This is a genomic window from Pseudoalteromonas sp. Ld20 (assembly GCF_045064175.1).
Taxonomy (GTDB): Bacteria; Pseudomonadota; Gammaproteobacteria; order Enterobacterales; family Alteromonadaceae; genus Pseudoalteromonas; species Pseudoalteromonas neustonica.
Genome location: NZ_JBISHB010000038.1, coordinates 162,800 through 175,251 on the forward strand (window position 1 = coordinate 162,800; position 12,452 = coordinate 175,251).

The 12,452-nt window shown below is 40.8% G+C and carries 14 protein-coding genes; 10 read left to right on the plus strand and 4 right to left on the minus strand.

Translation table 11 applies throughout. From position 1 onward, the window contains the following. Positions 1-199 precede the first annotated feature (199 nt). From ACJJVX_RS14435 to ACJJVX_RS14465, 7 genes are all read left to right on the plus strand, one after another. Positions 200-1,414 carry an acetate kinase gene (locus ACJJVX_RS14435; protein WP_054455668.1) on the plus strand — a complete coding sequence of 405 codons (1,215 nt, stop codon included), beginning with the start codon at positions 200-202 and terminating at the stop codon, positions 1,412-1,414. Between the two features lie 2 nt (positions 1,415-1,416). Continuing rightward, entirely contained in the window at positions 1,417-3,570 is a 2,154-nt protein-coding gene (gene pta / locus ACJJVX_RS14440) for a phosphate acetyltransferase (RefSeq protein ID WP_054455665.1), read from the plus strand. A gap of 205 nt (positions 3,571-3,775) precedes the next feature. Beyond that, positions 3,776-4,168 carry an ACT domain-containing protein gene (locus ACJJVX_RS14445; protein ID WP_054206520.1) on the plus strand — a complete coding sequence of 131 codons (393 nt, stop codon included), beginning with the start codon at positions 3,776-3,778 and terminating at the stop codon, positions 4,166-4,168. 5 nt (positions 4,169-4,173) lie between these two features. Beyond that, positions 4,174-4,671, plus strand: a complete 498-nt coding sequence (locus tag ACJJVX_RS14450) for a PTS glucose transporter subunit IIA (protein ID WP_054206519.1) — start codon at positions 4,174-4,176, stop codon at positions 4,669-4,671. A 5-nt stretch (positions 4,672-4,676) separates the two neighbouring features. Then, positions 4,677-5,024 (plus strand): ArsC family reductase, encoded by a 348-nt coding sequence (locus tag ACJJVX_RS14455; protein ID WP_054206518.1) that lies wholly within the window; start codon positions 4,677-4,679, stop codon positions 5,022-5,024. Next, positions 5,021-6,151, plus strand: coding sequence for a succinyl-diaminopimelate desuccinylase (gene dapE / locus ACJJVX_RS14460; protein WP_054455663.1), 1,131 nt, complete (start codon positions 5,021-5,023; stop codon positions 6,149-6,151). The genes ACJJVX_RS14455 and dapE overlap by 4 nt, the downstream gene beginning before the upstream one ends. Then, positions 6,148-6,849 carry a M15 family metallopeptidase gene (locus ACJJVX_RS14465; RefSeq protein WP_405632028.1) on the plus strand — a complete coding sequence of 234 codons (702 nt, stop codon included), beginning with the start codon at positions 6,148-6,150 and terminating at the stop codon, positions 6,847-6,849. Before dapE ends, ACJJVX_RS14465 begins: the two co-directional genes overlap by 4 nt. Here the strand turns inward: ACJJVX_RS14465 and ACJJVX_RS14470 are convergent. The 4 genes from ACJJVX_RS14470 to ACJJVX_RS14485 are packed head-to-tail and all read right to left on the minus strand — an operon-like array spanning position 6,782 to position 9,820. Continuing rightward, positions 6,782-7,696 (minus strand): DMT family transporter, encoded by a 915-nt coding sequence (locus tag ACJJVX_RS14470; RefSeq protein WP_054206515.1) that lies wholly within the window; start codon positions 7,694-7,696, stop codon positions 6,782-6,784. The genes ACJJVX_RS14465 and ACJJVX_RS14470 overlap by 68 nt on opposite strands. A 10-nt stretch (positions 7,697-7,706) precedes the next feature. Beyond that, positions 7,707-8,480, minus strand: coding sequence for a DNA-binding domain-containing protein (locus tag ACJJVX_RS14475; protein ID WP_342884150.1), 774 nt, complete (start codon positions 8,478-8,480; stop codon positions 7,707-7,709). Then, the gene (locus tag ACJJVX_RS14480) at positions 8,473-9,312 is read right to left on the minus strand and encodes a DUF692 domain-containing protein (RefSeq protein WP_054206513.1); all 840 of its coding nucleotides are present in this window, start codon (positions 9,310-9,312) and stop codon (positions 8,473-8,475) included. The genes ACJJVX_RS14475 and ACJJVX_RS14480 overlap by 8 nt, the downstream gene beginning before the upstream one ends. A gap of 52 nt (positions 9,313-9,364) precedes the next feature. Next, the gene (locus tag ACJJVX_RS14485; protein WP_054455658.1) at positions 9,365-9,820 is read right to left on the minus strand and encodes a hypothetical protein; all 456 of its coding nucleotides are present in this window, start codon (positions 9,818-9,820) and stop codon (positions 9,365-9,367) included. A 173-nt stretch (positions 9,821-9,993) separates the two neighbouring features. Here ACJJVX_RS14485 and ACJJVX_RS14490 point away from each other — a divergent pair, with 173 nt between their 5' ends. The 3 genes from ACJJVX_RS14490 to lpoB are packed head-to-tail and all read left to right on the plus strand — an operon-like array spanning position 9,994 to position 12,436. After that, positions 9,994-11,355, plus strand: coding sequence for a COG3014 family protein (locus ACJJVX_RS14490; protein ID WP_054455656.1), 1,362 nt, complete (start codon positions 9,994-9,996; stop codon positions 11,353-11,355). Between the two features lie 8 nt (positions 11,356-11,363). Then, the gene (locus ACJJVX_RS14495; RefSeq protein ID WP_054455654.1) at positions 11,364-11,789 is read left to right on the plus strand and encodes a YcfL family protein; all 426 of its coding nucleotides are present in this window, start codon (positions 11,364-11,366) and stop codon (positions 11,787-11,789) included. A gap of 11 nt (positions 11,790-11,800) precedes the next feature. After that, positions 11,801-12,436 carry a penicillin-binding protein activator LpoB gene (gene lpoB, locus ACJJVX_RS14500; RefSeq protein ID WP_054455652.1) on the plus strand — a complete coding sequence of 212 codons (636 nt, stop codon included), beginning with the start codon at positions 11,801-11,803 and terminating at the stop codon, positions 12,434-12,436. Positions 12,437-12,452: the final 16 nt, after the last annotated feature.

Consider the following 12,452-nt stretch of genomic DNA (forward strand, 5'->3'; position numbering starts at 1 on the left):
TAGACTTTATATTTACTTAGCATTAAAAATAGCCTTTAGCGAAAATAACTTACTTTTTAACCAGCTAAACAAACCGTTTTTAATGCAAGCCAGTATTTACTTAAGCATAGCAATATATCGGCCGATTACTACTTTGCTTTAATTTACATTCTTACTCTTAATGCTCACTTACTGATATTGTCAAAAATGGGATCTTGTTATGCCTTCTCAACCAGCTCTACCTCGCCATGTTCTTGTTCTTAACTGTGGCAGTTCAAGTTTAAAATTCGCAATTTTAGATGCTTTAACCTCTGAAGAAATTATTTCAGGTCTTGCCGAGCGTTTAGGATCTTCAACCCCCTTAATTAAGTACAAATATCAAGGTGTAAAAAAACAAATTGAACTTGAGGCAAACCAAGCTCACGGCGCTGCAATTGATACGCTGGTTGCGCTGATCAACGATCATCATTTAGCTGATCACTTAATTGCTGTGGGTCATCGTGTTGTTCATGGTGGGGAACATTTTACCCAATCAGTTTTAATTGATGATGATGTAATAAAGGGCATTACCCAAGCGGCAACACTTGCTCCTTTACATGGCCACGCAAATTTATTAGGTATTTCATCGGCTCAGGCATCATTTAAAGGCTTACCACAAATTGCCGTTTTTGATACTGCCTTTCACCAAACGATGGAAAAAACAGCTTATCTTTATGCCTTGCCCTACAAACTTTATACAGATTATGGCGTTAGGCGTTATGGCTTTCACGGTACAAGCCATTTTTATGTTGCTGAACAAACAGCTAAATTATTAAATCAATCGATTGAACATAGTAACTTTATTAGTGCACATTTAGGTAATGGTTGCTCGGTGTGCGCAATTAAAAACGGTAAAAGCGTCGATACGAGTATGGGACTTACCCCACTCGAAGGCTTAATGATGGGAACTCGCAGTGGTGATATTGACCCTGGCCTATTTAACTTTTTAACCACACAGCTTGATTACAGCGCACAGCAAATCGATGATTTACTCAATAAGCAAAGTGGCTTACTGGGTATTAGTGAACTCTCCAACGATTGCCGAACAATCGAAGAAGCTGCTGTAGCAGGTAACGAAAAAGCAATTCTCGCACTCGACATGTTTTGTTATCGATTAGCAAAACAAATTGCAGCTTTTATGGTGCCATTACAACGCCTAGATGCTTTGATTTTTACAGGTGGCATTGGTGAAAACTCAGATATAATTCGCGCAAAAGTAATCGCGCAGCTCTCATTTTTGGGCCTAGACTGTGACAATACAGCAAACCTTGCAGCGCGTTTTTCAAAGCAAGGGATTATTAGCTCTACAGCAGCAAATGTCAAAGCGGTCGTAATGCCTACGAATGAAGAGTGGGTTATTGCCCTTGATGCTGCAACCATTGCGCAGGAGCACTAATTATGGCTCGTCGAATTATGTTAGTGCCCATTTCAACAGGCGTTGGATTGACCTCTGTCTCTGTTGGTTTGGTTCGTGCTCTTGAGCAAAAGGCAGTCAAAGTTAACTTTTTTAAACCCATTGCACAGCCTCGTTCTGGTGAAACTGGCCCAGAAAAGTCAACCCAAATTGTTACTCAAGGTTCGCCTATCACACCACCTACTCCATTTGCGCTTGCGTATGCAGAGCAAATGATTGGTGATGGTAAAGGTGATGACTTACTTGAAGAGATTGTAGAGCGCTTTGAAAATGCGATAAACAGCGATGAAGTCGCTATTATTGAAGGTATGGTGCCCACCCGCCGCCAACCTTATGCAGGGCGAGTAAATCGCGAGATTGCCCAAACTTTAGGTGCAGATATCGTATTTGTGCTTACACCAGGCAACGATACTAATGATCAAATTGAAGACCGATTAGAAATTGCTGCAGGCAACTATGGCGGTGTTGATCATGCCCGCGTACTGGGCTGTATTTTTAATAAAGTAAACGCCCCTTTAGACGAAGAAGGCCGAGCTCGCGCTGATTTAGTGGATACACATAACCCCGAACAACTTGAAAATGAACTCAATAGACTTGCCTCACTGCCCATATTTAGAAAACACCCATTTATGTTATTGGGTTCTATACCGTGGGACTTTGAGTTAGTCGCTCCTCGTGTAAAAGATTTATGTGCTTATTTAAAAGCTGAAATAATCAACGAAGGCGATATGGCGCACCGACGTTTACGCCGTGTCACTTTTTGCGCGCGTACTGTGTCAAATATTCTCAACCACTTTACGCCAGGTGCGTTATTAGTTACGCCCGGCGATCGCTCTGACGTATTAGTTGCAGCGTGTTTATCAGCCATGAACGGCACTAAAATTGGTGCTATTTTACTCACTGGTGGATTTAGACCTGAGCCTCGTATTATGACTTTGTGCGAACAAGCAATGGCAACCGGCTTACCTATTTTAATCACTGACGCCGATACTTGGCGAACATCTCTATTACTACATAACTTTAATATGGAAGTACCATGTGATGATGAACAACGAATCGATAAGGTAAAGCATCATAATGCGAGCAACATCGATTCTGACTGGCTCGATACCCTTGCTAAAAGTGTCGGTAAAACACGTAAAATGTCTCCACCAGCATTTCGCTATTTACTGACAGATAAAGCCCGACAGTTTGCTAAAACCGTGGTGCTCCCAGAGGGTAATGAGCCACGTACTATCAAAGCTGCCGCTATTTGTGGTCAACGTGGTATTGCAAAAACAATTTTACTTGGCGATCGCGAGGAAATCGAACGCATTGCCATACAACAAGGTGTTGAACTCAACGAAAATGTAACAATTATTGAGCCTCATAGTGTGATCAATGATTATATCGCGCCAATGGTTGAACTCAGAAAAAGTAAAGGCCTCACCGAAGTTGTAGCACATGAACAACTACAAGATAACGTTGTACTTGGCACCATGATGTTAGAGCGCGGTAAAGTTGATGGCCTTGTATCTGGCGCGGTCAATACCACAGCAAATACTATTCGCCCTGCACTTCAGTTGATTAAGACTGCACCGGGATCATCATTGGTCTCATCGGTATTTTTTATGCTATTACCTGATCAAGTACTTGTTTATGGTGACTGTGCAATTAACCCTGATCCAACGGCCGAACAACTCGCTGATATTGCGATTCAATCTGCTGACTCCGCCGCGGCTTTTGGCATTGAACCTCGTGTAGCCATGATAAGTTATAGCACCGGAACATCAGGCACAGGCGCAGATGTTGAAAAAGTGCGTGAAGCCACCGCACTTGCAAAGCAAAAACGCCCCGATCTGATAATCGATGGTCCATTACAATACGACGCCGCTATTATGGAAAACGTTGCACGTAAAAAAGCCCCTAACAGCCCTGTCGCAGGTAAAGCAACGGTATTTATATTCCCCGATTTAAATACCGGTAACACAACCTACAAAGCAGTGCAAAGAAGCGCTGACTTAATAAGTATTGGCCCGATGTTGCAAGGTATGAGAAAACCAGTAAACGACTTAAGCAGAGGCGCGTTGGTTGACGACATTGTTTACACAATTGCGTTAACTGCCATTCAAGCATCACAAGTTAAAAATAACGAGTGAGACATCAGTAAAGCACCTTAATTAGGTGCTTTACTTTTTGCAGTAACTAATTTTAACGCAGTTAATGAGTTATTTTAGTCCTAGAATACCTCGGAATCGCAGTCTGTCACTTACCTCTATCGCTTTTAACTCCAACGACGCTCGCATCTTGAGGTGGCTTGGGTATATACTATTAATAAGTGACTTACTGCCAAAGGGTTTAAAAATGTCAAAGCAAACATTGCAGCTTCATAGTACAGCCTTTACGATTCATAGCCTTGATGTTAATAGTGATATTCCTGCTGCGCTATTTAAAGAATCAATGTATTTTATCTCTAAAACAGTCGACGAATTATCCATCGTATGCCCCACTACATTTGAGATTGAGAGCCTTGATGCAGAAAACGATTGGTTAGCATTAGAGGTCGTAGGTCCACTTGGGTTTTCATTAACAGGGATCATGGCTGATATCTCAGGTGTTTTAGCCAAAGCGAGCATTTCAATTTTTGCTTTATCGACCTACGATACCGATTATGTTTTAGTTAAACGACAGCGTATACAAAACGCGATTGCAGCACTAAAAAAAGATGGCTATCACGTACTCAACGAATCCCTTTAAGCACTATGAAATACTCTGATATTAGCTATTTACCACAACGTCAATTAGATCCCAACAGCATATCAATATGCAGCCCTTTCAGTGGTAAAGTTCGCCCATTAAGTGAGCATCCTGAGCCTTTTTTTAGTTACGGCACTCTTGGGCGGGGCATCATTGTTGAACTTACAAGTCACAAAATATTAGCACCATTTAACGGCACGTTATTACAAGTTAAAAATGCAGGCAGTGAATTTATCTTGAAAGCAAATAATGGCTTAAAAGTATTACTAACACTGCATTTAGATACACATCAACACCATATTGCCCATACCCATATTGCCCAATTAGGCGGCAGTAAAATTATCAAAGGTGAACGGCTTGCTTATTTTGACTTACGCGAGCTCAAAACGCCTCTACTTGCGACAATGATTTTACTCAATGGTAATAGGTTGGGAGCTGTACACTATGGTTTATCTCATGTCACAGCTGGGGTAGACTCTTTATTAACAATAACTAAGAAGTAATTTATATGACCACTCTTTACGGTATTAGCAACTGCGACACCATCAAAAAAGCCAAAAAACATTTAGCCGATCACAACATTGATTTTAAGTTCCATGATTACCGTAAAGACGGAATATCTCATGAAATGGTGAGCGAATTTGCACAACATATTGATTGGCAAGATCTGGTAAATAAGCGCGGCACGACTTATCGCCAATTATCTGATGAGCAAAAAGAAAATTTAGATAAGCAAAGCGCTTTGGCTATTTTAGTTGAGCAGCCTGCTATGATCAAACGCCCTGTACTTATCCATAACAGTAACTACCACTTAGGCTATAAAGCGGCTCAATATGATGAGATTTTTGCGTTATGAATGATCCCGTAATTAAACTTGCTCAAGATCTTATACAAAAGCGCTCAGTCACCCCTGAAGACGCTAATTGCCAAGCGATGATGAATGAACGTCTGGCAAAGCTAGGTTTTAATATTGAATCACTGTTTTTTACAGACACCCTTAATACTTGGGCGCGCAAAGGAGATCGCTCTCCGCATTTTTGCTTTGCTGGCCACACTGATGTTGTCCCCACGGGCCCGGAAAAAAACTGGCAGCACCCTCCCTTTTCAGGCCTGATAACAGAGGGTATGTTACATGGGCGTGGTGCAGCCGATATGAAAGGTTCATTAGCGGCCATGATTGTTGCAACAGAGCGATTTGTAACTAAACACCCAGATCACAAAGGCTCTATTTCATTTTTGATTACCTCTGATGAAGAAGGCCCTTTTATTAATGGCACAACCCGCGTTATAGACACATTAGAAGCCCGTGGTGAAAAAATCGACATGTGCTTGGTTGGTGAACCTTCATCACGTGATGTACTTGGTGATGTCGTTAAAAATGGCCGTCGAGGTTCACTTACAGGCTTTTTAACCGTAAAAGGAATACAAGGCCATGTGGCCTACCCGCAACTGGCGTTAAATCCTATCCATATTGCAGCTCCTGTACTTACTCAGTTAAGCCAAACTGTATGGGATACTGGGAATGAGTTTTTCCCTGCCACTAGTTTTCAAATTTCAAATATTAATGGCGGCACTGGGGCTGGAAATGTTATTCCTGGCGAATTAGAGATTCAGTTTAATTTTCGTTTTAGCACTGAAGTCACCCATCAACAATTACAGCAACGCGTCATTGATATTCTTGACGAATATGATTTTGTCTATGAGTTAAACTGGATTGTGAATGGCCAGCCTTTCATCACTGAAGGTGGCCCACTAATTGATGCCACAGTTGCGGCGATTAAATCAGTGACTGGTGTAGATACAGCTCTTGAGACTACTGGTGGTACATCGGATGGGCGCTTTATAGCGCAAACGGGCGCAAAAGTGATTGAACTTGGGCCTCGAAATGACACTATCCATAAAGTAAACGAGTGTGTAAGCACTGACGATCTTATTGCCTTGGCCGATATTTACGAACAAATTTTAGAGCAATTATTAACATGATTTATCAACAACTCTCATCTCAGCAGCTCAGCGATTGCGCTTGCGGTCAAAGCGAGTTGTTACTCAGTGAACATAACGCTCATAAACTGCATAAAGAGATTATTGTCGATTTTAACCAACTACAAGCAGCCGCTGCGCAAGCTGGCTTTGAGCTTGCGATAGTCTCTAGTTTTCGAAGTTTTGAGCGCCAAGCACACATTTGGAATGCAAAATTTAGTGGCCAGCGCCCAGTATTAAATAAACAGCAACAAGTCGTTGATCTAACGAGTCTAACCGACATTGAAAAATGCCACGCTATTATGCTTTACTCTGCGCTACCGGGTACAAGTAGGCATCATTTCGGGACTGATCTCGATATTTTTGATAAAGCAGCCGTTCCCGTTGATTACCGATTACAACTAGAAGCGCACGAGTATCAAGATGGTGGGCCTTTTTCAGCGCTCACTCGTTGGCTTGATAAAAACCTCGCTCTGTATGGTTTTTACCGCCCATATCAATCTGATTTAGGCGGCGTTGCGCCTGAGCCTTGGCACATCAGCCATGTAAAACATTCGACAACGCTAATGCAACATTTAAATATCACCGCACTAAGAGATGTGATAAATAACAGTGAGTTACTAGGAAAAGACGCTATTTTGACTCATCTGCCAATGCTTTATCAGCGCTATGTGTTGAATGTAAGCTCTGCGGTTGCTTAGCAAGTAAAAATACCATCACAGCGCCTAATATAAAGGCGCTGGCAATAATAAAACGCGCTGATAATACCTCGTCTAAAAATATTGCCCCTGCAATAGCTGCAATCACTGGCACACATAATTGTACAACTGCAGCTTGTGTGCTTTTTAAAAGTGGCAATGCAATATACCAAATACTGTACCCGATGCCAGATGCTAATGCCCCCGACGCGCATGCAAGCGCAATTCCCTGCCAATTCAATTGTGCCACACTAGCGAAACCAACAATAAAAAATACGGGCAGTATCAACACGCTTCTAAAAAAATTATACGATGTAGCACGCAGTGGTGACTTGCATGCTTTACCTCTAATACTGTAAACCCCCCATGCAATACCACTTGTACACATAAGAACAGCAGGTAAAACTGAAGGCACTGTTGCTGAAGGGAGCATGAGATAAATAAATCCCATCAACGCACACATAAATGCAGCCCATTGAATCGCACTTAAGCGCTCTTTATTTATGATCCCCCACCCAATCATCGTTAATTGGACAGCACTGAATAATATTAACGCCCCACTACCTGTATCTAACTCAATATAAGCAAGCGAAAAACACAATGCATACACAACTAAACTAATGCTACTGCGCCAACTGCCATTATCTGGTGCGTATTCAGTGTTTACTAAACGCAAGGATGATTTTGATTGCCACAAAAGAATGACTCCCAAACACAACGCACCACTTAATAAGCGCAGCGCTGTAAAATTCCACGCATCTATATACCCATTGGCAAGTGCAATTCGGCACAACAATGAGTTGGCAGCAAAAGCGATTAAAGCTAGCAGTGTGTAAAGTATTGCTTTCAAAAATTACCCTTTAGAATTGTTTTAACCAACCTCTTTCAAGCCAGCTGTTAATTTTTCCAATTAAGAAACCCGCGATCAGCGATGGCTCTAGTTCATTTAAACAGGATTGGCATAATTGCGCAAAAGGTGTCTGATTTTTTATCAGCGATAATAAACGGAACTCTTGTTGATCAACATAAACATATTGTGTACGGCGCTGTAAATCCCGCGCTATAACCCAACATTTTGATGATTGATGCTGAGGTTCAGGCGGTGACTGTTGCTCTTTAAGTGCCTGCCATGATTCAACCGCATTGGTATTAAAACACACTAATTGTACACTAGGCTGTAATACTAACTGCAAACTAGGCCAGTTTTCAGGTGCAATGCTTTCAAGTGCTTCAACACGTAAATGCGCAGCATCCATTGCATCAAATGCAGTTAATAGCATTCGTTCAAAAGTCGCTATTTCAGCCAATATAGGATGCTGTATAAACGGCTCCGTGGTACTTAAAAATTGCGGTAATTGATCGCAAAAATTTCTTAATGACGTAAATTTAGATGGAAAAGTTTGCAGGTAGCCTTGTACCATCAATTCAAATAGATCATCTCCTAAATAACGTCCTAACTGTTCATGATCTTGCTCTATCACTGCACGTAAACGAATTTTATAAGCATTTTGATAAATAGATAAACGTTGATTGGTATTTAATTCACCTTGCTCGGTTATATGATCTGCAAGCTTATCACTCGTCCCTTGAAGTAACGCCATAAAGTGTTGCTGTAATTGTGCTAAATCACTCATTTTTAGCCATACCTTGCCAAAAAGGCTGCACTAATTCGCGTGCCTGATCCAACTCTTTAATCAACGCCTCTAATGTGCCGATATTATCATCGCGCTCAATCATGGTGCTAACTGGCCCTAACTGCTGGGCATAGCGAGTAAATAAATCCCACACCGGCGGTGACACATCTTCATCGTGCGTATCTATAATGTGGCTACCAAAATCTTGGTGTCCTGCTAAGTGGATTTGTGCAATCGCTTTTTTTGGTATTGCATTTAAATACGTCATCGCATCAAATTGATGATTACGTGCACTGACATAAACATTATTTACATCCATTAAGTAGCGGCAACCTGTTTTATGATGTAAAGCTGCTAAAAAATCCCACTCAGTCATTTGAGATTCTTTATAAGTAAGATAACTTGAGACATTTTCAAAAATCATCTCAGTTCCTAAATACGCTTGTACTTGATGGATCCGCGATGCTAAATGCTCAAGCGATTCTTGTGTATAGGGCATAGGTAATAAGTCATGGCTATTAATATCTCCCACTTGGGTAAAACATAAATGGTCAGATACCCACTGTGGCTCAACACGGGCAATTGTTTCTTTTAATGATTTCAAGTAATCAATGTTCAACGCATTTGTTGAGCCTATCGACATCGAAACACCATGCATAACTACGGGGTAATTTTCACGAATTTTATTTAAGTAATACCAAGGCTTACCACCCGCTACAAAATAGTTTTCAGAAATAACTTCAAACCAATCTACCGCTGGTTTCTCTGTAATTATTTGTTCTAAATGGGGTGCCCGCAAACCCAAACCAAAACCTAAAAATTGCTCTTTCATACACATCCTTTCATATCTAGGCGGTAATACCACCTAGATTATTACAACCCATTTATGAATCGACAGAGCCACCAATATCACCACATGATTTAGCGGGCATTGAAACAAAGCCAGTTCCTTTACATGATGCTTGACCTGCACACGCATTATCAGCTGTTTTACAGTCATTATGACCGCCACACACATTGACGTCATTACAATGCACTAAATCCGTTTGAGCAACAGTCCCAACCCATTTATCTTTAATTGCACCACCAACATCACCACAGGCTTTCGATGGCATTGCCACAAAGCCAGTGCCTTTGCACGATGCTTGACCAGAACAGGCATTATCTGCCGTTTTACAGTCATTGTGACCGCCACACACATTTACATCGTAACAATGCACTAAGTCTGTTGTTGAATTCATATTTGCAACCGATGCTGCTGAGGTGTCTGCTTCTGTGCTATTACAGCCAACTAAACCTGCAACCATCACGGCCATTGCTGCTCCAGTAAATTTTTTCATTTTTTATTCCTCTGATTATTTAATTGTTCAAACAGCAAGACCGCTCACATCGCTGATCTATTTCAGCTTAGTGCAGTAAATGTAAAATAGTTACTACGATTTCTTACATTGTTTATCATTAACCAATCAAAAGATTATGCTAATCTATATTGAATTAATAAAAGGAGTGCAATGTGCAGCGCAGTATTTTATTTAGCTTTTGTTTCATTTTAGGAGGATGCAGTAGCATTGGTTTTAATGATCTCTTTAGCCATTACGCTCATCAAATGGCTCCTGTGCGCCACGCAGTTAACTCTAATAATATGGCGCAAGCACAAAAACTGTTACCGAGTAATGGAAAAAACCATAGCAATTACCTACTAAATCAATTAGAAAGCGCACGATTAAGTGATTTAAATAGTGAACAGGATACAGCTCAAAATTATTATGAGTCGATTTATCAGCAGATGGAAACTAAGCGTCAAGCTGCAAAGCTGCAATTAAGCGCAGGCCTTGAGCAAACAAGTGCATTACTGACGAATGACTCGGTGATAGGTTATGTACCTGCTCCCTATGAAATGAGCATGCTGCATAGTTATAAAGCTCTTAATTTCATATACAAGCGAGATATTGAAGGTGCGTTAGTTGAAGTTCGTCGAGCAAATAAAGTACAAATAGACGCGCTCGCTGAACAAGGCAATGTACTTGATGCCGTTGCCAAAGAAGCACAGCAACATTACCCAAGTATGGATGCGTTAATAAAGGATGCTAAAAATGGCTATCAAAATGCCTTCACATTTTATTTGTCTGGATTACTTTATCAATCCAATAAGCAATTTGATGATGCGTATATAGATTATAAAAAAGCCTTAGAGATTAACCCTAATAATCCATATTTACAGCAAGATGTTATGCGTCTAGCTAAACAGCAAGGATTTGAACAAGATTATGAGCAATATACACAGCGCTTCGGGCAATTAAATAGTCGAACTAATGGGGGCGAAGTTGTCATTCTCATGGAGCAAGGTTTAGTTGCACAAAAGGATGAATTTGTCCTCAGGCTGCCCATTTATACATCACGCGGGGATGCGCGTTTTTATAGCTTAGCAATGCCTGTATATAAAGATAAAGCATTTACTCCAAGTTACAGCAATATCAGTGTCAGTGATCAGGAGTTAGCATTGAGTCCATTAGTCAGAATTGAAGCATTGGCAGCCAAAACCCTTGAAGAACAAACACCAGCGCGAGTTTCAAGACAAGTATTAAGGCTTATAGCCAAAGAAAAAGTGCGTGCTGAACTTGCTCGCAGTGGCGGTGATGTTGGGAATATATTAGCAAACCTTTACAATTTGGCGTCAGAGCAAGCAGACACACGAAGCTGGCTAACATTACCAAACCAAATAAGTGTCGCGCGGACACAACTAAATGCAGGAGACCACAGTTTACAATTAAGTGGTCATAAAAATATAAATTTCACGGTTAGTAAGCAAGGGTTAACCTTAATTTACCTAACCTCTATTAATAACTATTTTAATTACCATGTAGTGCAACTTTAGGAGCAGTCATGAAATATCTAGTGCCTTTATTAGCGGTGTCTTTACTTACAGCATGTGCTGGCAGACCCACTACATCGGGAATTGCTGTAGAGAACGCATCTGCGCAATATCAGCAACAACTCAAAGTAAATAACCCACAACTTGGTAAGCGATTAGTTATTAGCGACGTAAAAACACGCCAAACAAATCAACTCACTGATGTGGTTGTTACACTTTCAAGCCAATACAAAAAGTCTCAATACTTACAGTATCAATTTACTTGGTTTGATGGCGATGGGTTTGTTATTAAAGGAAATCATTCACCTTGGCAGGCGCTTACTTTATTTGGCTTTGCCAATATACAACTGCCCGGGCTTGCACCTACACAAGAAGCGGTTACATTTTCACTTGCTGTGCGCGAAGTATCGACACAAGCTCAAGAATTTAAAGAATAAAGGAAAACATAATGAACACAGTAAACACACCTAACAAGCCATCTTTAAAAGCACTCTCTGGCTATGCCTTAATAGGCCTAAGTGCCTTGGCGCTTAGTGGTTGTGCAAACAAAGCCGTCGTTAGTTATGGCGATGCACAAGCAGTAGAAACAACCGATATTAACTTTGGATCAACCGACCTGCAAAAAGTAGCCAGTCAAATGACTGACTCATTACTTGCTTCACCGGTTGTTGGCACAATGACGGCAAATAGTCGCCCAATCGTTTTTGTTGAACGTATAAAAAACAAAACCAGTGAGCATATTGATAGCGAATCAATTACTGATTCAATCTCTACACAATTACTCCGCAGCGGTAAATTTCGCTTTGTTGATATGACCCGTGTAGAAGCTGTTCGAGAGCAACTTAATTTTCAAAATGACGACGCATTAGTTAATCCATCTACAGCCATCGCATTTGGTCAACAAGTCGGTGCTCAGTACATGCTGTACGGTAACCTTTCAAGTATTGTAAAATCGAATAAAGATAAAGCCGATGTATATTACAAATTTACAATGCGTTTGATGGATTTAAAAAGCGGTTTAGTAGAGTGGGCTGACGAAACTGAAATTCGTAAAACACGCGAAAAATCAACATTTGGTTGGTAAAAATCAACAAAAACTT